Source organism: Parvimonas sp. KA00067 (genome assembly GCF_001553085.1).
Taxonomy (GTDB): Bacteria; Bacillota; Clostridia; order Tissierellales; family Peptoniphilaceae; genus Parvimonas; species Parvimonas parva.
The window spans coordinates 24,199-46,223 of record NZ_KQ960149.1 but is presented as its reverse complement, the minus strand read 5'-3'; the positions used below and the strand labels follow the sequence as shown (position 1 = coordinate 46,223).

21 protein-coding genes are annotated in these 22,025 nt (G+C 29.5%); 12 read left to right on the top strand and 9 right to left on the bottom strand.

Annotated features, from left to right (window positions below; genetic code table 11):
* Positions 1-48: 48 nt before the first annotated feature.
* Together HMPREF3181_RS03980 and HMPREF3181_RS03975 are read right to left on the bottom strand one after the other, a co-directional pair.
* Positions 49-1,575 carry a BCCT family transporter gene (locus HMPREF3181_RS03980; RefSeq protein WP_068473326.1) on the bottom strand — a complete coding sequence of 509 codons (1,527 nt, stop codon included), beginning with the start codon at positions 1,573-1,575 and terminating at the stop codon, positions 49-51.
* 1 nt (position 1,576) lies between these two features.
* Positions 1,577-3,328, bottom strand: a complete 1,752-nt coding sequence (locus HMPREF3181_RS03975; protein WP_068473323.1) for an NTP transferase domain-containing protein — start codon at positions 3,326-3,328, stop codon at positions 1,577-1,579.
* Positions 3,329-3,615: 287 nt separating this feature from the next.
* Here HMPREF3181_RS03975 and HMPREF3181_RS03970 point away from each other — a divergent pair, with 287 nt between their 5' ends.
* Genes HMPREF3181_RS03970 through fni form a run of 3 tightly spaced genes read left to right on the top strand, consistent with a single transcriptional unit; the run spans position 3,616 to position 6,188 of the window.
* The gene (locus HMPREF3181_RS03970) at positions 3,616-4,158 is read left to right on the top strand and encodes an isochorismatase family protein (RefSeq protein ID WP_068473319.1); all 543 of its coding nucleotides are present in this window, start codon (positions 3,616-3,618) and stop codon (positions 4,156-4,158) included.
* A 12-nt stretch (positions 4,159-4,170) separates the two neighbouring features.
* A complete protein-coding gene (locus HMPREF3181_RS03965) occupies positions 4,171-5,160 on the top strand; it encodes an LCP family protein (RefSeq protein ID WP_068473316.1) in 990 nt (329 codons plus the stop codon).
* Between the two features lie 11 nt (positions 5,161-5,171).
* Positions 5,172-6,188: a type 2 isopentenyl-diphosphate Delta-isomerase gene (gene fni / locus HMPREF3181_RS03960; protein WP_068473314.1), complete on the top strand. Its 1,017-nt coding sequence runs from the start codon at positions 5,172-5,174 to the stop codon at positions 6,186-6,188.
* Positions 6,189-6,239: 51 nt separating this feature from the next.
* Here fni and HMPREF3181_RS03955 read toward each other — a convergent pair whose 3' ends face one another.
* From HMPREF3181_RS03955 to rpmH, 7 genes are all read right to left on the bottom strand, one after another.
* The gene (locus HMPREF3181_RS03955; RefSeq protein WP_068473311.1) at positions 6,240-7,484 is read right to left on the bottom strand and encodes an MFS transporter; all 1,245 of its coding nucleotides are present in this window, start codon (positions 7,482-7,484) and stop codon (positions 6,240-6,242) included.
* A 306-nt stretch (positions 7,485-7,790) separates the two neighbouring features.
* Positions 7,791-9,161, bottom strand: coding sequence for a tRNA uridine-5-carboxymethylaminomethyl(34) synthesis GTPase MnmE (gene mnmE, locus HMPREF3181_RS03950; RefSeq protein ID WP_068473308.1), 1,371 nt, complete (start codon positions 9,159-9,161; stop codon positions 7,791-7,793).
* 85 nt (positions 9,162-9,246) lie between these two features.
* Positions 9,247-9,924 carry an RNA-binding cell elongation regulator Jag/EloR gene (jag, locus tag HMPREF3181_RS03945; protein WP_068473305.1) on the bottom strand — a complete coding sequence of 226 codons (678 nt, stop codon included), beginning with the start codon at positions 9,922-9,924 and terminating at the stop codon, positions 9,247-9,249.
* 16 nt (positions 9,925-9,940) lie between these two features.
* Positions 9,941-10,639: a YidC/Oxa1 family membrane protein insertase gene (locus HMPREF3181_RS03940; protein ID WP_068473302.1), complete on the bottom strand. Its 699-nt coding sequence runs from the start codon at positions 10,637-10,639 to the stop codon at positions 9,941-9,943.
* A gap of 9 nt (positions 10,640-10,648) precedes the next feature.
* Positions 10,649-10,849 (bottom strand): membrane protein insertion efficiency factor YidD, encoded by a 201-nt coding sequence (yidD, locus tag HMPREF3181_RS03935; protein WP_068473624.1) that lies wholly within the window; start codon positions 10,847-10,849, stop codon positions 10,649-10,651.
* Between the two features lie 8 nt (positions 10,850-10,857).
* Entirely contained in the window at positions 10,858-11,199 is a 342-nt protein-coding gene (gene rnpA / locus HMPREF3181_RS03930; RefSeq protein ID WP_068473299.1) for a ribonuclease P protein component, read from the bottom strand.
* Between the two features lie 67 nt (positions 11,200-11,266).
* A complete protein-coding gene (gene rpmH / locus HMPREF3181_RS03925) occupies positions 11,267-11,401 on the bottom strand; it encodes a 50S ribosomal protein L34 (RefSeq protein WP_068473295.1) in 135 nt (44 codons plus the stop codon).
* A 590-nt stretch (positions 11,402-11,991) separates the two neighbouring features.
* On the opposite strand from rpmH, the gene dnaA reads away from it, so the two are divergent.
* The 9 genes from dnaA to HMPREF3181_RS03880 all read left to right on the top strand — a co-directional run bounded on the left by dnaA (position 11,992) and on the right by HMPREF3181_RS03880 (position 22,013).
* Entirely contained in the window at positions 11,992-13,407 is a 1,416-nt protein-coding gene (dnaA, locus tag HMPREF3181_RS03920) for a chromosomal replication initiator protein DnaA (protein ID WP_068473292.1), read from the top strand.
* A gap of 378 nt (positions 13,408-13,785) precedes the next feature.
* Positions 13,786-14,892, top strand: a complete 1,107-nt coding sequence (dnaN, locus tag HMPREF3181_RS03915) for a DNA polymerase III subunit beta (protein ID WP_068473289.1) — start codon at positions 13,786-13,788, stop codon at positions 14,890-14,892.
* A 9-nt stretch (positions 14,893-14,901) separates the two neighbouring features.
* Positions 14,902-15,123 carry an RNA-binding S4 domain-containing protein gene (locus tag HMPREF3181_RS03910; protein ID WP_068473285.1) on the top strand — a complete coding sequence of 74 codons (222 nt, stop codon included), beginning with the start codon at positions 14,902-14,904 and terminating at the stop codon, positions 15,121-15,123.
* 2 nt (positions 15,124-15,125) lie between these two features.
* Positions 15,126-16,226, top strand: coding sequence for a DNA replication/repair protein RecF (locus HMPREF3181_RS07515; protein ID WP_156435987.1), 1,101 nt, complete (start codon positions 15,126-15,128; stop codon positions 16,224-16,226).
* A complete protein-coding gene (gene gyrB / locus HMPREF3181_RS03900) occupies positions 16,219-18,135 on the top strand; it encodes a DNA topoisomerase (ATP-hydrolyzing) subunit B (RefSeq protein WP_068473281.1) in 1,917 nt (638 codons plus the stop codon). The genes HMPREF3181_RS07515 and gyrB overlap by 8 nt, the downstream gene beginning before the upstream one ends.
* A gap of 9 nt (positions 18,136-18,144) precedes the next feature.
* Entirely contained in the window at positions 18,145-20,574 is a 2,430-nt protein-coding gene (gene gyrA / locus HMPREF3181_RS03895) for a DNA gyrase subunit A (protein WP_068473279.1), read from the top strand.
* Between the two features lie 11 nt (positions 20,575-20,585).
* On the top strand, positions 20,586-20,891 hold the full coding sequence (locus tag HMPREF3181_RS03890) for an STAS domain-containing protein (RefSeq protein WP_068473276.1): 306 nt from the start codon (positions 20,586-20,588) through the stop codon (positions 20,889-20,891).
* Positions 20,892-20,893: 2 nt separating this feature from the next.
* Positions 20,894-21,241, top strand: a complete 348-nt coding sequence (locus HMPREF3181_RS03885; RefSeq protein WP_068473273.1) for an ATP-binding protein — start codon at positions 20,894-20,896, stop codon at positions 21,239-21,241.
* A gap of 4 nt (positions 21,242-21,245) precedes the next feature.
* Entirely contained in the window at positions 21,246-22,013 is a 768-nt protein-coding gene (locus HMPREF3181_RS03880) for a SigB/SigF/SigG family RNA polymerase sigma factor (protein WP_068473269.1), read from the top strand.
* Positions 22,014-22,025: the final 12 nt, after the last annotated feature.

Sequence of the window (22,025 nt, the reverse complement as noted above, 5' to 3'; positions counted from 1 at the left end):
GGTTACAGAGTCGATAAAAATGGAAGATGGATAAAATAAAAAAGGGGGCTATCCCCTTTTTTTGTTCTCGTTTAAGTAATTCTTAGCATCTTTAAAAAAGCTAAAAACTATTAATAAAACTATTATTCCTATCGGAAATGCTGAAATAATAGCAATGGATTGTAAACTATACATAGATTTTTCCATAAATATCAATGAAATTGGAAATAATATAAATACTATTGACCAAAATACTTTTACCAATCTATGAGGTTCTTCGTTTATTGGCAATTTTTTATATGAATATGATGCTATTACCATTGTTAATGCATCAAATGTTGTTGAATAAAAAGCTATCATAGTTATAACCAACAGCAAAAGTCCTATTTCGGTAAAAGGTAATGTGTCAAAAATTTTAAGGATAGCATCTGAATGACTTCCTCCGTTTGATATAAATCCTGATATATCAATTCCTTTTTTTAATTGGACACTCATTCCATAATTTCCAAGAATTATAAATGAGGTAAATGTTCCTAAAATTCCCCAGGAATATCCACCTAGAATTGTCTGTTTAATAGTTCTTCCTTTTGAAATTTTTCCGATGAAAAACGGAGTTGCAACACACCAAACCATCCAATAAGCCCAATAATAAATTGTCCAATGTTGTGGAAATGAAGTTTCTCTAAGTGGGTCCATCCAAGTTGATAATCCGATAAAATTTTGTAATAAATTTCCAACTGCACTAAAACCTGTCTCTAGAATATATCTTGTTTCTCCTCCTAAAAACAAAAAGTAAAATAGTAGTGCAAAGAAAAAATATGAACAGAAATTTGCAAGTGTTGAGATTCCTTTCATTCCAAATAAAACTGCAAAAGTATATACAAAGGCAATCAAAAGCAAAATTAAAACGGTTAAAATGGTACTGTTTTGAATGTGAAAAACTTTTGCTATTGATGAAGATAATAAAGGTGTTGCAAGTGAAAAAGTAGTCGCCGTTCCTGCTATAAGTGCAAAAACTGCTATCAAATCTATAATCTTACCAACAATTCCGTCAACCCTATTTCCCAAAATTGCTCTACAACCTTCTGAGAATTTTTGTTTTTCTCTTCCTCTAACATGTAACATAAAACCAAAAGCCACCGCAAGGATTATGTAAAAGCTCCAAGCTATTGGCCCCCAATGAAATAGTGGATAGGTAGATGCCCATTTTTGAATTCCACCCATATTTTTAATATGTGCTTCATTTGAATATAAAGCCCATTCACATAATGAATAAAATAGAATATCTGCCGCCATTGTGGATGTAAAAATCATAACGCCCCAAGTAAAAGATGAAAATTCTATCTTATCGTCTTTTTTTCCAAGTTTTATTGTCCCATATTTTGAAAAAGCAATATACAAACTGCAAAGAAGTATTCCAACACCTAAAATTGCATAGTAAATTCCAAAATCATCACCTAAAAATGTTCTTATACTTTCCAAAACAAAAGTAGAACTTTCAGATTGAAATAAAAATAATATACTTACTATTACAACTCCTACCAATGGAACAATCGTAGCTATCCAGTCTATTCGATTCTTTAAATTATTTTCCATATTAAAAATCCTCTCCTAATAATTCTTTTACAATCTTATAATAATCTTTGGCATATCTGTATTGTTTAAGAGAATACTCTCCAAACTCGACACCAAAATCTAACTTATACTCACACCAATTACTCCAAAGTAATCCGCAACAAGCAATATATGCATAAATTTTTATTTTAGTATTTTTTGGTACCCCACCTTCAAAGTATATATCAATCAAATTATCAATCTGTTTTTTATCGTAAAGAGAGTATATGCAAAACATTGCAATATCTATATCAGGGTCTTGCATAGATGCATATTCCCAGTCAATCAAACGAAGAGATGAGTCTTTTGAAAACAAAAAGTTATCACAATTTGCATCAATATGAGCTAGACATTTAGTTTTTATATTTTTTTCTATAAAATCTTTTAAAGAAAAAATTTTTTCCTTTGTATCCTTATAATCAGAATAAATAGATTTTTTATTTTTCCATAAAGATTCATAAAAATTTATTTTTTCAAAAATATCAAATTCGTGATTTACTTTTAAATTCAAAGAATGTAACAGCTTTATTTTTTCCATACATTTTTTTAAATCATCATTATTTTTGTCATCACAAGTTCTTGAATTTTCAATAAACTTTGTAATTTTATAGCCGTTTTCGGGATTGATATAAACTAAATCATCACAAATTCCTTTATCTTTTATAACAGAATACACTTGGGCCTCTTGCTTTCTATCTATAAGTTCTGAAGTTCCCTCTCCTGGAATTCTCATAATATATTTTTCACCTTTAACAGTAAATATAAATGAACGATTTGTCATTCCTTTTTTTAAAACTTTAATTTCCTTAATATCTTCAATTCCAACATTTAAACAATCACATATTATATTTATCGCATCTGTTTGCAAATTATTAGAACCGCTGTCAATTTCTCTTAGCTGTTCGTAAGTATTTATTTCAAAATATTTTTTTGAACTAACAAGTTTTGGATAAATTAAAAATTTATTATCCTTAGTCAATGCACTTTCCCAAAATAAATTTCTATTTTTATTAAATTTAACTAAATCAGATACTCTTTTCTTTACAAAATCAGCCTCTTTTCCACAAAGGTAAGAAATCCCAATCATTTTATTTCCATTTTCCGTTTCGCATGCACAAACAAGATTGTTTTTCTTATTTACCTTTACAGTACTATTTTCATCAAGCTCATCTGTAACCATATACCAAGAATATGTTTCAACTTCATTAAATGGATTTTCCTTACACAAAATATCACAAGGAATTATATATGAATTATCTAAATTTTCCAAAACCAAATTTAATGAAAATAAATTATTTTTAGTAGCGTACTGTGGATTAATAATAAGTTCAACACCAAATTTATCTATTAAATACTCAAACTTTTCCTTTAAAAACCCTACAACAACAAATATCTTATTTATTCCTTTTTCCCTTAATTGCCTTATAGTTCTCTCTATTAAAACCTCTCCATTAACTTCAAGCAGAGCCTTTGGCGTTTCTACATTTATAGGTACCATTCTCATACCGAAACCTGCAGACAAAATAATGGCACTTTTTGGACGGTTATCATTTATTAATTTTTTTGAAATATTTGTCAAATTGATATTTTCATCAATATATTCATTTTCCAATAAATTTTTTATAGCCTTATTTACAGCTCCTAGAGAATATCCTGTTAACTTTGACAATTCTCTTTGATTAGTATATTTATTTTTATAAATATGCTTTAGTATATCTAAATCAATTCTGTTCATAAACACCTCTTAATATTACTTTATGAACATTATATATTAAATATTACTAAAAGTCAACAAATTTTATCTAAAATTGAATAATAAATTTAAAAAATTATAAAATTTTTTTGCTTTAAAATTCTAATAACAAATATTGTGTCTTAATTAAAATGTTAGCTTTTTTTAATAGAATTTTACCAATATTTTCACAAAATATGAAAAAATTTTCCATTTCTGTTGAAAAAATATCTATAAAATGATAAAATAGTTACCAATGGTTTATATTTTAATTTAGAATGGAGAATTTTATGAAAATAGAAAATATGATTTTATTGGTGTTGGACATTCAAGAAAGGCTAATGCCGGTAATAAAAAATAATGAAAGAATAATAAAATACACAGATATTTTGATTAAGGCTTGTAAAGAGCTTAACATCCCGATAATTTATACCGAACAATATCCTAAGGGGATTGGAGAAACTGTTACAGAAATTAAATCCTCTTTGTTAGATGCAAATGCAAAATATTTTTCTAAAAATTGTTTCTCTGCTTATCCGATTATTGAAGATGAGCTTTTGAAACTTAAAGAAAACGGAAAAACTTCTATAATCGTTACGGGTGTAGAAACTCATATTTGTGTATATCAAACAGTTAGAGATTTAAAAGAGCATTTTGAAGTTTTTGTTCCTTTTGAAACTGTCGGTTCAAGAAGTGAAGAAAATTTAAAAAACGGCTTGGATTTAATTAAAGAATTGGGTGCAAGTGTTACTAATGTTGAAACTATCCTTTTTGATTTGATAAAAACGTCAGAGCATAGTAGTTTTAAGGTAATTAGTAAATTAATAAAATAGGGAGAGCGTTATATGAAAAAGAAATTTATAATAACTTTTGTAATATCTTTAGCTTTATTTGCAGGAATATTTTGGGTAGCTAATAAAGTTTTAGATGTTATGGAAGTTACTTCAAAGGTAGAATTTTTAGGCCATGATTTAGGCGAAGGCAACATTATTGAGCAAGTTGTTGATAATGAACTTTTATTTTTAGTTCTTGGACTTGATAGCGATGACTTTAGTGGTGCTACTACTGAGCAAAACAGAACAGATACGATGATTTTAGCAAAAGTTAATTTTGAAACGGGAAAGGTAGATATTTTATCCATCCCTCGTGATTCAAGAGTTATGGTTAGAGGACAGTTAGACAAAATTAACCACGCTCATCACTTTGGCGGTCTTAAACTTGCTATGAAAACTACAAGAGATTTCTTAAACTTGGATATTGACTACTATGTAAGAGTTAATTTCTTCTCAGTTAAAGATATTGTAGATGTACTTGGCGGTATTGAAGTAGATGTTCCTGTTCAAGTTGACGTAGCAGAAGATAATGTTCATTTAAAACCGTGTAAACAAGTTTTAAATGGAAAGCAAGCTCTACAATTTGCAAGATTTAGAGCAGGATATGCTGAAGGAGATATGGGTCGTGTTAAATCTCAACAATTAATCATAAAAGCTCTTGTAAAAGAATTGACTAAACCTAAAAATCTTGCGAAAATTCCGGAAATTTTAGATGTTGTAAAGAAAACTGTAAATACAAATATTCCTTTCTCTACAATAGCAAAATCAGCTTTAAAAGCAGGTAATTTAAATGTAGATAAGATGAATACACAAATTGTTCCGGGTGAACCTGCTTATATAAATAACATAAGTTATTTTATTCCAAACCGTTCAAAATTAAATACAATTGTTAAAGAAATGTTTGGTGATTATTTAATTAATCAAAATAACGGCTCACAAATAAATACTAATAAAAACAAAAATACAAACAACAATACTAATAATAACAACAATAACAATTAATTAGGTTAGATATGGAAAACGAAAGAAAAAAAGAACATATAGAAAATTTTTTAAAGAGTAATTTTAAATCGAATACTTTGTTTGAAAATGTATATATCGAACACTTTGCATTAACAGACTTAAACTTCGATGAAATCGACACTTCGGTTGAATTTTTAGGAAAAAAACTATCTTTTCCACTTCTTGTAAATGCAATGACAGGAGGCGCTGAAACTTCTTTTGATGTGAATGAGGATCTTTCAAGACTTTGTAAAAATTTCAATCTTGCATTTGAAGTTGGTAGCCAAAAGGTAGCTTTAAAAGATGAGGAGCTTGTTGAAACTTTTACGGTGGTAAATGATGTCTTGGACAAGAAAAATATTTTAATTTCAAACCTTTCTGCATTATCAAGTCTTGATGATGTCAAAAAAAGCATTGAAATGATTAACGCTGATGCAATTTCTCTTCACCTAAACCCTGCTCAAGAGATTGTTCAGTTTGAGGGAGATAGAAATTTTTTCGGTATTTTGGAAAATATTGAAAATATTGTAAAAAATATTGATGTACCGGTAATTGTAAAAGAAACAGGCTGTGGCATTTCGAAGAAAACTTGTGAAAAACTACTTAGCGTTGGAGTAAAATACATTGATGTAAGCGGTTTTGGTGGAACAAATTTTATTGAAATCGAAGATTTAAGAAGAACAGACTTGGACTTTACAAATATTTACAGTTGGGGCATACCAACCGCAAAATGTATCATAGATTGCAGAAAAATTTCCGATGATTTTACATTAATCGGCTCGGGTGGAATAAAAACTGGAGAGGATATTGTAAAAGCAATCGTACTTGGTAGCGATATGGTTGCCATTGCAGGAGAAATTCTAAGATATTTAATCCATGGAGGATACAAATTCGCAGAAGATTACTTAAAATCTTTGATATACCAAACAAAGATGATTATGTTACTACTTGGAGTAAAAAATATCGAAGAATTAAAAAAAGTTGAATATAAAACATTTGGAAAATTAAAAGATATATGTGAATATTAAAAAATGAGAGTTTTGATAACTCTCATTTTTTTATACTAAGAAAGGGAGACCTTAAAAACTCTTTGTCTTTAAATCTACTTTTAAAATATATGGTACAAATACAAATACCAATAAAACTAATCCTGAAAAAATGAATATATATGAGCTTTTGAAATTATCAAATAAAATAGAATAGAATAATATCCCAAGTGGATTTAAAAGCTGACAACCCGTTTCAATAATACTAAAAACTCTACCCTGATATTCATGTGGAACAGCCTTTGTAAACCATACAAACATCGGAGTATTTACAAAATTTCCAACAAAATTAACTCCAAATGCAAATATCACAAATACTATAAAATATGAAAAAGTGCTAAGTTTAAATAAAAGGGCAATTCCTAAAAATAATAAAACTCCAGCAGTTCCACGTATCCATTTAAAAGAAAACTCCAAAGGACTTTCTATATCTTTCATCATTGACAAAATTATAGATGAAACTATCATTGCTACTGGAAATGTCGCATTTACAATACCGTAAAGATAATCAGAAATCTTAATCTCATTAATCAAAACATAGGGCAGTCCAACCGAAACAGACGCAAAAATGAAATTTATAAACATCGCAAAGAAGATAATAAAAACTAAAACTTCTTTGTTTCTTATATATTTGATACCTTCGACGAACATCTTTAAAACTTTCTTTTCTTCATAATTCTCTGTTACTTCAGTCTTAATAAGATTAAAATTAATAAAAAGTACAATTAAAATAGTTATAAACTCAATAACCGCTTCCAAAAGCACAAAATAGATTAACTCTAATTTTGTAAGTAAAAAAACTGCTAAAACCGGAGAAATAATATAAACTCCTGAAGATGCTATCTGTTGAAAGGATTTTACCTTTTGAATATACTCTTCACATACAACTTTTTTTACAGAAGATGCAAAAGCATTATTTAAAAATTGATCTGCAACTTTTAAACAAATTAATAACATATAGGTATTAATTAAATTAGTTTCGGCATTAGAATTTAAACTTAAAGCATATAAAAGCAAACTTACAATACTAAAAAGCTGAGCAATTACAATTACAATCTTCTTATTATACTTATCTACAACAGCTCCAACAAAAGGAACTAAAACAAGAGCAACCAAAGGTCCTATAACTTGAGAAATACCAAAATTTAAAGCAGACTCAGTCTTTTTTAAAATCAAAAGTCCAATAATAAATGACAAAATAGAACTACCAAAATTTCCCGTTATAGTTGTCATAATTAATTTTATCATCTGTTTTCTTGATTCTTTTACAATATCCATAACTTTTACCTCTTAACACTTTATTTTGATTATATTATAAAACATATAATATAATATGTCAATAGTTTTTTGAGAATTTTTTTGTTGGTGATTAGTTTGGGGGATTGTAATTATTATTTAAGTCCTTTACAGGACCTACTATTGCTTGTTCACAAGCAATAGTAGGTCTGACGCAAAGATTGTTCAAATCTTTGATTTGAGTACAATCGACTGCGGAAATCTCACACTTATGCTTGCACACAAGCATAAGTGAATGTATCACAGATACATAAATAATTTCCCATAAAAAAAGACGGTGCACCGTCTTTATTTTCCAATACAGAAATTTGAAAATATATTGTCCAATATATTCTCTGAAATATTTTCTCCGATTATTTCTCCAAGCAATTCGTAGGAACGTCTTAAATCAACTTCACAACAGTCGAGTGGTACCATATTTTTAATATCTCCATAGAATGATTTTAAAAATTCCAATGAAGTTTTAAGACTGTTTTCATGTCTAACATTTGTGATTAATGCCTTATCTTTTATTTCTATTTTTCCATCGAAAAACATATCAATGATTGATTTTTCAAGTTTTGAAATACCTTCATTTTTAAGTGCAGAGATTTCTATAAGCTCAAAATTAATTTTTTCTTTTAATTTTTCTACATTCAAATTTTTATCCAAATCAACCTTATTTAAAATTCCAATAGATTTAGTTGTATTTGCAAGATTTATTATTTTTTCGTCTTCTTCGTCCAATTCTCTTGAAATATCGAACAAAACTAAATTCAAATCTGAATTTTTAACGGCCTCAATTGACTTTTGAACACCGATTTTCTCAACTACATCTGCAGTTTCTCTGATACCTGCAGTATCATTTATATTTAATTTGATTCCGGCAAGTTCAATATCCTCTTTAATTAAATCTCTTGTAGTTCCTGCAATATCTGTTACGATTGCTCTTTCTTGTCTTAGGATTCTGTTAAGTAAAGAGGACTTTCCAACATTCGGCTTTCCGATTATTGAAACATTTATCCCGTCTTTTAAGATTTTTCCCTTGTTTGACTCTCCAAGCAGATTTTCCATATCACTTATCAAGTTTTCAGTTTTTAAAATTACATTATCAAGTGGCAATTCCTCTTGCATATCTTCTGTGAAATTTATAGAATACTCTACAAAACTCAAAATATCAAGAAGTTTTTCTCTAAATTCTTTAATTTTCTTACTTAAATGTCCCTCTAATTGATTGATAGCACTCTTATGAGAAAATTCAGTCTTTGCCTTTATTAAGTCGATAACACCCTCAGCTTGAGAAAGATCAAGACGACCGTTTAAAAAAGCTCTTTTTGTAAATTCTCCCTTTTCAGCCAATACCGCTCCATTTTCAAGACATAGATTTAAAACTCTTTTAAGACAGACAATCCCTCCATGAGTGAAAATTTCAACAACATTTTCTCTAGTGTATGTATGAGGTGCAAACATAAAACAAGTCATAACTTCATCAACAAGTTCGTCTTGGTCGTAAATATGTCCGTATTTCATCATTCTGTTGGAGTTTTTATCTATTTCTTTTTTATCAAAAGGAATAAAAATCTTTTTTACAATATCTATTGAATTTTCTCCACTTAATCTTACAATGCCAATACCGGCCTCTCCAGTAGCAGTTGCAATAGCAACAATAGTATTTTCCATATTTTCTCCTTCAACGGGTGGGTGCCCGGGAATATTGTTCCACAATAAAGCAAAAGAACGCCTAAACGTTCTTTTTTGTTGCATATTAAAATTTAGGTTTTATTACAACCTTTCTATAAGGTTCATCACCTTCGCTAACTGTAAATACACCTTTCATATTGTGTAAAGTTGCATGAACAATTCTTCTTTCGTAAGCATTCATAGGTCTAAGTCTCATAACTTTTCTATACTTAATAGCTTTTTTAGCAAAAGTCATAGCCATTTCTCTTATAGATTCTTCTTTTCTCTTCTTATATCCATTTACATCTAAATAAACTCTTTTTTCTAAAGAAGTATTTCTTCTGGCAAAAATATTTAAAATGTATTGGATACTTTCTAAAGTTTCTCCTGATTTTCCGATTAACATCTTGAAATCTTCAGATTTTTCAATATCTATACTGATTGCTTCTTCATCTTCACTAAAGATTAATTCACAATCTGTTCCCATTTTTGAAATTAAATCTCTTAAGAAAACTTCTAATTTTTCTATATATTCATTTTTATCTATATTGTTTTCTTCTTTACAACAAGTTTCTTTAGACATTTCTATTTTTTCATCTTTTAATGTAACCTCAACTAAAGCATCTCTTGAGCCAAAGCCAAGAAAACCGCTCTTTGGTTTTTCAATTACATTAACATCAACACAAGAAATGTCAACTTTTAATTCATCTAACGCAAGTTTTACAGCTTCATCAATAGTTTTTGCTGATTTTGTAACGCTCATCATTTGCCCCTTTCTACTACTTACTTTCTTTTCTATTTTCATAAGCAGTTAAAGCTAATCTTAATAAAATTTCAACAACATTTGTACATGCCCAGTAAAGAGCAAGACCTGCTGAGAAACTTCTAGCTGAAATAAATATTATCAAAGGAAATATGTATTTCATAGTATCCATAGATTTTGCAGCAGGGTTATCTTGTTGGTCCCTATTGCTCAAATCAAGATAAATATATTGAGTAACAGCATTTATCAAAGGAAGTCCATATAAAAGTGGGTCAGGTGCAGATAAATCCTTTATCCAAAAGAAATTTTTCATAACATCAGCCTTTGCATCCCCAAAGATATATAACAAAGGTTCTCTCATTACTGAGAACATAGCTAAAACTAGAATCAAGTTGAAAATCATAGGTAGGCAACCACCTAATTGTTTAATTCCATGCTCCTTATTGAACTCCATAAGCTTCATATTCATAGCTTGTTGGTCATGTTTATATTTTTCTCTTATCTTTTGTTGTTCTTTAGCAAATTTTGCTTGAATCTTTTGATTTTTTATAGTACTTAAAAATACAGGGAAAAGTACAACCTTAAAAATTATTGAAATTATAATAATACTAATAGCTAAATATGAAATACTAGCCGGTTCAGTAGGTAAAATTGACGCTACCCCTTCATAAATAAATTTCAATAATGACCCCATTAAATTTCTTAAAAACGCCATTAATTCCTCCTATTTTAGTGGGTCATACCCACCTTTTCCAAAAGGATTACATCTTAAAATTCTCCATATAACTAAAAAAGTCGCCTTGAAAAAATTATATTTTTGATATGCTAAAATCGCATATTCCGAACAAGTTGGAGTAAATTTACACTTACCAAAACCCAAAAGTCCTGAAATATATTTTCTATAAAACTTTATAAGTAAAATCATTAATCTTCTCAATTTAAAACCTTCTTCAAAGCACAATTTATAAGTCTTAATAAAGACTTCTCAAGTTCAATGTAATCAATCTCTAAAGTGTTTTTTTTCGGTAAAATTACCATTTCATAACCTAAACCTAAATCGCACACATTAAGTCTAATAATCTCTTTTATTCTTCTCTTAATCAAATTACGCTTGTTTGCCTTTCCAAACTTTTTAGTAATGGAAACCCCAAACCTAGCTCTTTTTTTATTTGTTGGTCTAATAAAAATAGTGAATTCCTTATTCCAAAAATTCTTACCACGTCTATAAACAGTTTGAAATTCTCTATTTTTTCTTAATCTAATTTCCTTTTTCATACATCATCTTTCTATACATTAAAAAGCACAAATGTGAAGTTTAGAAAAAGGCCACACTAATGTTGGCCTATGCTGATAAAACTTTTCTATTTTTAAGTCTTCTTCTCTTTAATACAGTTCTACCTGCTTTTGTACTCATTCTTTTTCTAAAACCGTGAATTTTACTTCTTTTTCTTCTATTTGGTTGATAAGTTCTTTTCATTATAGATGACACCTCCTTGTTATAATCACCTTTAGGTTATTTAATAAAACACTACCATAAATTATAAGCTATTTAGAGTATAATTGTCAAGTCAAAAATACAAAAAAATTACAAATTTTTATACATATTTAGAGCAAACATATTTAAAGCAAAGTTTTTTTCCTTTTTTATCCAAGTAATTCAATCAAAACTCTTCTTTATATATTAATTTGAATTTTTTATCTGTTTTTGGTATAATTTAACTGTATAAAAATCTTTAAATATTTTAAAATTTTTTTTAAATTTAAGTTCGTTTGGGCTTTAATTTTTTTTGATTTTATTTTTTACAAAATCGTAATATGTGGATAAGTGGAATAAATATGTGGATAAATTGTTTATTATTTTTTAATAAATTTTGAAAAATTTTTTTAAAATTTGTATTTTTAAGCATTTTTTTATAAACAGGATAACTTTTAAATTATTGTGGATAACTTTTTAAAGTCTTTAAATAATTTTTTTGAAACAGCTTTTAAATGTTTAAATTTAAAGCTTTTAAAAATTTTATTCACTGTGGATAAATATGTTAATAACTTTTTTATGAGGAGTAATTTATGTTTGAGAATGAAATAATGGTCGATAGTTTATGGCTTGAAGTTTGTAATGAATTAAAAACAAAACTTGGGGAAAGCCGATTTGCTACTTGGATTGACGTTTTAAAGCCAATTTGTTATGTGGATAACAAGTTGATGGTGCTTTGTCAATCGAATTATATTAAAAATTTTATAAATGGTAATTTTAAGGAATATATTGAAGATGCAATAAATAACCAACTTTTTCCTTTGACTCAAGAAAAATCCGAGCTTTTACCTGTTGTTGCAACAGATGAAGTTTATTTAAATGCGATTAAAAATTCAGGTGGACAAACTTCGTTTTTTACAACTAGTAGTGAAAAGGGGAATAAAAAAGGAAAGTTAAAGAAGATTTCTTCTTCAAATAATTCTTCTTCTTTTCCTGATAAATTTACTTTTGACAATTTCATAAAGGGTAAAAATAACGAGTTTGCAATGGCTGCAGCTGAGGCAGTTGCCAAAAATCCTGCCGGAACTTACAACCCACTTTTCATTTATGGAAACTCAGGACTTGGAAAAACTCACCTTATGAAGGCAATAGGATATGAAATTCAAAAACATTTTGATTGTAAAGTTTTATACTTAAGTAGTGAAAAATTTACGATTGATTTGATTGATTCAATTAGGGATAAAAATCAAAATTCTGAATCCGAATTTAGGAAAAAATACAGAAATGTTGATGTTTTGCTTATTGACGATATTCAATTTATCGCTGGAAAAACTGCAACTCAAGAGGAATTTTTCCATACTTTTAATGAATTATACAGTAGAAATAAGCAAATTATCATTTCATCTGATAGACCACCTAAGGAAATCAAAAATCTTGAGGATAGGTTAAAAAGTAGGTTCAATATGGGCTTAACAGTTGATATTCAACCACCTGATTTTGAAACTAGAATGGCTATTTTACAAGATAAAATTAAATATGAGCCGATAGCTTTGTCGAATGATATTTTAGAATTTATCGCAATGAATATAAAGACGAATATCAGGGAGCTTGAGGGAGCTTTAATCAATGTTTTGGCACATTACAAGCTGAAAAAAGATGCTCCGATGACTGTTGATTATGTCAAAGGAATTTTATCTGAAAAGTTAAATGAAATGAATAAAAAAGAATTAAATATCGACTTGATTAAAGAAACTGTTAGTAATTACTTTAAAATAGAAATTTCTGATTTAAGCTCTAAAAATAGAGCGAGTTCAATCGCTTATCCAAGACAGGTTGCGATGTACCTTTGCAGAAATATGTTAGACTGTGCTTTGGGAAATATAGGTTCTGCTTTTGAAAAGGACCATACGACTATAATGCACGGTGTTAAGAAAATTGACGAAAAGATAAAGACGACAGAGTCCGTAAGACAAGATGTAGAGAACATAAAAAAACTTTTAGAAGATTAGTAAAGCCTGCTAAAGGTAAGGAAAGTACCATGTTCAAAGATTTCTCTTTGCACTTTCGTTTGGCTAAGATGAGCTAAGAGTGTAAAGAGAATGGTAATGTATGTTACAAAAAAGTAATTTTTGTTTTAAGGAAATTTTTAGTTATTCAACTTATATTGTTTAAAAGTCGGTGGATAAGTTGTTGATAACTTTTTATAAAATTTTTGTTGTTAATTGTGTTAATAAGTTTGTGATTAATATGTAAGTTATACAGTAGTTATACAGTCGGGAAATGTGTTGATTTAAATGTTAAAGAGTGATATTTGAGTTATCCACAGCCCCTACTACTATTACTACTAAATATATATATTTTTTTATGTATGAAAAAAGGAGAATATGATGGAAATAAAGATAATGCAAAACGAACTTTTGAGTTTGATAAATATATCTTTAAGAGCGATAAGTTTAAAAAATAATACTTCTATATTAGAAGGGATTTTATTTATCGCAAAGGATAATAAATTAACTTTAAAGTCAACTGATTTAGAACTTGCTATCGAAACTTCAACTGATTGTAAGGTTGTTGAGGATGGAGAAGTTTTACTTAATGCAACTATGATTTCTAATATAATAAGAAAATTACCTAATGATGAGGTAACTATAAAGGTTGATAGAGAAAAAGTCTTTATTCAAAGTGAAAATTCAAAATTCAATATTATTGCAATGGATATTTATTCATATCCTGAATTTCCAACTTTTGAAAATAAGGTTGATTTTACTGTTCAAGAAAATTTACTTAAAGTTGCTACTAAGCAAACTATTTTTGCAGCAGCGATTGATGATTACAGAATTGTTTTGAATGGTGTTGATGTTGAAATTGAAAATGGAAATGTAGATTTTGTTGCTCTTGACGGTCATAGAATTGCAAAGAGAAGTTTTAAAATTTCAGAAAATGTTGAAAATAAGGTAATTATTCCTCCAAGAGCTTTAAATGAACTTTCAAAGATTGTTCCGGAAGGTTCTGTTGTAGGCGTTTCTTTGGTTAGAGGAAGTGCAATTTTCACTTTTGAAAATACAATCTTTTCAACTAGAGTAATAGAGGGAGAATATTTAAATTACAGAGCTTTATTCTCTTATGAGCATAAGACTAAGGTAGTTGTTACAAGACGTGATTTGATAAATGCGATTGAAAGAGCAAATATTATCTACAAGGCTGAAAAAGGCGATTTAGTTACTTTCAGCATTGACGATACAAGTATTTTAGTTGAGGGTTCTTCTGAAATTGGAGATTTAAAAGATATTATCGACATTAAAAAAGAGGGAGATGACTTAAAGATTGCCTTTAATTCAAAATATGTTTTAGAGGGTCTAAAGACAATCGAACAAGATACTGTCGTAATAACATTTAACGGTAGAGCCGGAGCTTGTATCATAAGACCGGAAGATGAAAATATTAACTATACTTATTTAGTTTTACCGGTTTTACTACAAGATTATCAATATTAGGAGTTTAAAATGGAAGAAATTTTTATTGAAACCGAATTTATAAAACTTGACCAATTATTAAAATTTGCAGGGATTGTTCAAACGGGAACCGATGCAAAATACTTCATTTCTGAAGGGTTGGTTTTAGTTGACGGTAAAGTTGAAACAAGACGTGGAAGAAAAATCTATGATGGAATGATTGTTAGAGTAATGTTAGAAACTGAAGAAACTGTAATTGTTAAAAAGAGGTAAGTTTGATAGTTGAAAAAGTACATTTAACCAATTTTAGAAATTTAAAGGATATTTCTTTTGATTTTAAGGAAAATATAAATATCTTGGTTGGTAAAAATGGAATCGGAAAGACGAATGTTTTAGAGGCGATTTATTTTTCTCTTGTTGCATCAAGTTTTAGAGCTATAAAACAAGAGGATTTTATAAGTTTTAAAGAGAATTTTACAAAGGTTGATACCTTTGTTAAGGAAAAGGGATTTGAAAATAAAATTTCTTTTTTATACACAGACGATAAGAAAAAAGTTTTTAAAATAGATGATATTAAGCTAAAAAGTGTAAATGAGCTTTATGATTTTTCGAATGTTTTAGGATTTTTCCCTGATGAGCTTAGAATTATTACGGAAAGTCCGAATTACCGTAGAAATTTTTTTGACAGCTTTATTATGAAAATGATTAAAGGCTACAAGCAAAAGTTGAATATGTATAGAAATGTGATTTTTAGAAGAAATCTACTTCTAAAAGGAATGAATTTGTCAAGTTTTTATAAGCAAGAGATGAATGCTTTGACAAAAAAATCTGCACTTTTATGCTATGAGATTGCTTTAGAGAGAAAAAAGATGATTGACTTAATAAATAGAGAAATAAATTCCATTCATCAAAAGTTAGCAGGAGAAACTCTTTACATAGAGTATGAGTCAATTTTATCTGATTACAATAAGTCTGAAAGTGAGTGTTTAAAGGAAATTTTAGAAAATTTTTCAAAGTCTTATAAATTTGATTGCGAGAATAAAACTACAAATTTTGGAGTTCACAAAGAGAATTTTAAATTTATTTTAAATGGAAATGACGCGAAGAGTTTTTCTTCACAAGGTCAAAAGAGAAATATTATAATTACAACTAAAATGTGTCAAAAAAATATCTTTGAAGAGTTCAAAGGTGTAAAGCCTATTATCTTGCTTGACGATTTGTTCAGCGAGCTTGATGAGAATAGAAGATATGAGATTTTAGACTATTTAACTGAAAATCAAGTCTTTATAACGACGACTGATTTGTCATTTGTAAATAATTATAACAATGTAAATATCATAGAAATGGAAAATGTTAGAAAGGGAAGATATGAGTAAAGAAAAAATTAGAGATTATGGTGCGAAAAATATTAAGGTTTTAACCGGACTTGAGCCTGTTAGACTTAGACCTGGTATGTATATCGGTTCAACAGGGGCAAAGGGACTTCATCACTTGGTTTACGAAGTTGTTGACAACAGTATTGATGAGGCTTTGGCTGGTGTTTGTGATACGATAACTGTTAAGATTTATAAAGACAATTCTGTTAGCGTTGAGGATAATGGTAGTGGTATTCCGGTTGAAGTACATCCACAAACTGGAAAATCAACTCTTGAAACAGTTTTGACTATTCTTCATGCAGGTGGTAAGTTTAATAATGACGCTTATCAAGTTTCAGGTGGACTTCATGGCGTTGGTGTTTCTGTTGTAAACGCACTTTCAGAATGGCTTGTTGCCAATGTTAAGAGAGATGGAAAACTTTATGAGCAAAAATTTTCAAGAGGGGATGCGACTTCAAAATTAGAAGTTGTTGGAACTTCAAAAGAAAATGGTACAATTATAACTTTTAAACCGGATAGCGAAATTTTTGATACAACTATTTTTGAAAAAGAAATTTTAAGAAATAGATTTAGAGAAATGGCATTTTTAAATAAGGGTGTTAAGATTGTTTTTACAGATGAAAGAGAAGATTTTAATGAAACTTTCCATTATGAAGGTGGAATTAAGTCATTTGTTGAGTATATGAATAGAAATAAAAATGCACTTCACAGTGATGTTATTTACTTCCAAGGCGAAAAAAATAATTCACAAGTTGAAATTTCAATGCAATATACAGACGGATATTCTGAAAATATTTTAACATTTGCTAACAATATTCACACTCCAGAGGGTGGAACTCACTTAGTTGGTTTTAAAACTGCCCTAACTCGTGCGATAAATGACTATGGAAGAAAATATAATCTAATAAAAGATAAGGACTCAAACCTTCAAGGTGATGATACGAGAGAAGGTCTTACAGGTATTGTTTCAATAAAGCTACCAAATCCACAATTTGAAGGACAAACTAAGGCTAAGCTTGGAAATAGTGAGAGTCGTGGGATTGTTGAAACTTTCCTTTATGATAACCTAATGACTTTCTTGGAAGAAAATCCAAAGGTTGGTAAAATCATTATAGAAAAGGCGCAAAACAGTGCAAGGGCTAGAGAGGCTGCAAGAAAGGCAAGAGATTTAACTCGTAAAAAATCTATCCTTGACAATACAACTCTACCCGGAAAGTTATCCGACTGTCAAGAGAGCGACATTTCTGTAAATGAAATTTATCTTGTCGAAGGGGATTCTGCCGGTGGTTCTGCAAAACAAGGTAGAGATAGTAAATTCCAAGCCGTTTTACCACTTAAAGGTAAGATTATGAATGTTGAAAAGGCAAGAATTGATAAGATTTTAGGTTATGAAGAAATCAAATCAATGATTACTGCTTTTGGTACAGGAATCGGAAAAGATTTTAATTTAGATAATTTAAGATATGGAAAAATAGTTATTATGACCGATGCCGACGTTGACGGTGCGCATATTAGAACGCTTATTTTAACTTTCTTCTATCGTTATATGAAAGAATTAATCGAACAAGGTCATGTTTATATCGCTCAACCACCACTTTACGGAATAATCAAAGGGGTTAAGGTTGTAAAATATTGTTGGACTGATGAAGAATTACAAACAAGTTTAGATGAACTTGGTCGTGATGCTCATAGAATTCAAAGATATAAAGGTCTTGGGGAAATGAACCCTGCACAACTTTGGGAAACTACAATGAATCCTGAAAACAGACTTTTCCTACAAGTTAAAATCGATGATGAAGAGCTTGTTTCAATAGACGAAACTTTCTCAACTCTTATGGGAGATAAGGTTGAGCCAAGACGTGAGTTTATCGAACAAAATGCTAAATATGTTAAGAATCTTGACGCATAGGAGGAATAAATGGCTGAAATAGAAAATAAATTAAATATAATAGATGTAGATATTGAAAAAGAGATGAAAAGTTCATATCTTGACTATGCGATGAGTGTAATTGTGGCAAGAGCTTTACCTGATATAAAAGACGGATTAAAGCCTGTTCATAGAAGAATTATTTACGCTATGCAAGGTCTTGGACTTTTACCTGACAAGGCTTATAAGAAATCTTCAAGACTTGTTGGGGAAGTAATGGGTAAGTATCACCCTCATGGTGATTCTGCAATTTACGATGCAACTGTAAGACTTGCACAAGATTTCAACTTGCGTTACCCTCTTGTTGACGGGCAAGGAAACTTTGGTACAATTGACGGCGACGGTGCGGCTGCTCCTCGTTATACCGAAGTTAGAATGCAAAAACTTGCTCTTGAAATGTTAAGAGATATAAATAAAGATACAGTTGATTTCGTTCCGAACTATGACGAAAACGAAAAAGAACCTGTCGTTCTTCCAAGTAAATTTCCAAATCTTTTGGTAAATGGTGCTGCCGGTATCGCTGTTGGTATGGCTACAAATATGCCACCACATAATTTAACTGAAGTAATTGATGCGACTTGTGAATATATCGATAATTTCGATATTTCCATCGAAGAGCTTATGCAATTTGTAAAAGGGCCTGATTTTCCGACAGGTGCTAATATTATGGGTCTTGAGGGAATTAAACAGGCTTATCATACAGGACGTGGAAAGATTACTGTAAGAGCAGTTGCAAATATTGAAGAATATAATAATAGAAATAGAATTATAATTACAGAAATTCCATATCAAGTTAATAAAACTAATTTGATTATGAAGATTGTTGAGCTTATCAAGGATAAGAGAATTGAAGGAATTTCAGACTTAAGAGATGAAAGTAATATGAAGGGGATTAGAATTGTAATCGAATTAAAAAGAGATGCAAACCCAAATATTATTTTAAACAATCTTTATAAACATACACAAATGCAAACAACTTTTGGGGTTATAAACCTTGCGCTTGTAAATGGAGAGCCGAAAGTTTTAAACTTAAAGGAATTAATCGGATACTATGTTGAGCATCAAAGAGATGTAATCACAAGAAGATGTAAATTTGAACTTAAAAAAGCTGAAGATAGAGCACATATTGTTGAAGGACTTTTAAAGGCAATCGACCATATTGATGAAATCATCAAGATAATTAGAGCATCTTACTCTGATGCTTGTGAAAAACTTATGGAACGTTTCGGCTTTACTAAAATTCAAGCTGAAAGTATCCTTGAAATGCGTTTAAGAAGACTTCAAGGACTTGAAAGAGAAAAACTACAAGATGAGTACAATTCTCTAATCAAAGAAATTGCAAGACTTAAAGAAATCTTAGGAAACGAAAGATTAATCTTAAATATAATCAAAGAAGAGCTTTCTGAAATAAAAACAAAATTTGGAGATGAAAGAAGAACTGAAATCAAACCAAACTTTGATGAAATCGAAATTGAAGAGTTAATCAAAGAAGAAGATGTTGTAATAACTCTTACAAAACAAGGTTACATCAAGAGAATTCCTGAAGATACTTACAAAGTACAAAATAGAGGAGGAAAGGGAGTTGTCGCTCTTACAACAAAAGAAGACGACTATGTAGATAGTCTTTTTGTAACTTCAACTCATAGTATGATTTTATTTTTCACTAACAAAGGTAGAGTTTATAAACTTAAGGCTTACGAAATTCCAGAAGGAAAAAGACAAGCTAAAGGACAAAATATAATAAATCTTTTAGAATTGATGCATGGAGAAAAAGTTAATGCAGTAATACCGGTAAAAGATGCTGGAGCTGATGAATACTTAATTATGGCTACAAAGAATGGTACAATTAAGAGAACTTCAGTTGAACTTTTCAAGTCAATCAGAAAAGTTGGAATGAAAGCAATTAACTTAGTTGAGGACGATGAACTTATTCAAGTTAGAGTTTCAACTGTTGAGGACTCTGCAATCCTAGTAACTAAAAAAGGACTTGCAATCAAATTTGCCCTTTCAGATATTAGAGAAATAGGAAGAAGTGGACAAGGAGTTAGAGGAATCAAACTTGATAAAGATGATGAAGTTGTTTCAATGAATCTTGACTCTGAAGGAAAACACCTACTTGTAGTTTCTGAATACGGATTTGGAAAGAGAACCTTAGCCTCAAACTACAAAGTACAAAATAGAGGCGGAAAGGGTGTTAAGACATACAAAGTAACAAACAAAACGGGATATGTCGTTTCATCAAAAATCGTAAATCAAAATGATGAAGTTATCGTGCTTTCACAAAGTGGTGGAATCATAAGACTTCTAGTTAAAGATATACCTGTAAAAGGTAGAGATACACAAGGAGTTATCATCAAAGACGTAAATAAAGATGATGACAAAATAGTTGCAGTTGCAAAATATGTAAATGACGTTGAGTAGGGAGGTACGAAGTGGAACTAAAAGTTGATTTAAGAAGAGAAGAAGAAACACTTTTTGTTGATTTACAAGGAGATTTAGACATTAACTCAAACAAAGAATTAAAAGAAAAAGTTAATTCCGCCCAGGGCGTTAAAAAAATAATAATAAATTGTGAAAATCTTTCTTATGTTGATTCAACAGGACTTGGCGCTTTCATAAGCATCTACAAAAACATAAAAGAAAAAGGCGAAGGACTTGTAATAAGAGGATTAAAACCACATATCAAAAAAATCTTTCTTATTACAGATTTAGATAAAGTTTTTGAAATAGAGGAGTAATTATGGATAAAATATTTGTAAAAATTCCTTCAGAAAAAAAATATATCTCAACAATAAGACTTTTGGTCGCTTCCATAGCCAATACAATCGCTATGGATATTGAAAATATAGAAGATTTGAAAGTTTCAATTTCTGAAGTTATGAATTTCTTTGTTGAAAAATGTGAATTTGTAGAAATCGCAGTCAATGTTCTTGAAGATAAAATGGAAATAGAAGTAAGCTCAGACATTTCAATCTCAGGAATACAAGAACGAGAAGAAAATAAATTTGCTCTACTAATCCTAGAAAGCTTAGTTGACAAAATAGAATTTAAAGAAAAAAGTATATTTTTAGTTAAAAACAAAGGATAGAAATATGAAGAAAAAGGGATATAACAAACCAGATTCAGAAAAAATAAAAGCTCTTTTTAGAGAATATTTTGAAAATCCCACACCACAACTTAGAGATAAATTAATCGAAAAAAATCTATATATGGCTGAAATTTTAGCTAAAAAATATGTAAATCGTGGAATAGACTACGACGATTTGTTCCAGGTCGCAAGCCTTGGACTAATCTATGCCATAGATAGATATGACATTTCAAAAGGCTTTGAATTTTCAAGCTTTGCAATGCCAACTATCGTTGGAGAAATAAAGAGATATTTTAGAGATAAAGGTTGGGTAATTCGGGTTCCAAGAAGAATACAAGAGAACTCTAAAAAAGTTAATAATGCAAAATATCATTTAACACAAGAGCTTGGAAGAACTCCAACAATTAAAGATATTGCCGACTATGTAGAACTTTCAGAAGAAGACGTACTGGAAATTATGGAAGCTAGTAAAGTTTATACACCTCAATCCTTAGATCAAAGTTTTGAAAACTCAGACAGCGAAGACAAAGATACAAACCTAATCGACATAGTTGGAGAAGACGACAAAGAATTTGATTTTGTCGATAACCAAGACTTCATCAAAAAAACTTTAACAAAATTAACCGAAGTAGAAAAACAAATAATACTCGGAAGATATTTTGAAGAAAAAACGCAAGTTGCCCTTGCAAAAGAACTAAACATTTCTCAAATGACCGTAAGTCGCCTTGAAAAAAAAGCCCTTGCCAAGTTTAGAGAAGAGTTGAATATGTAAATTTATGAAATA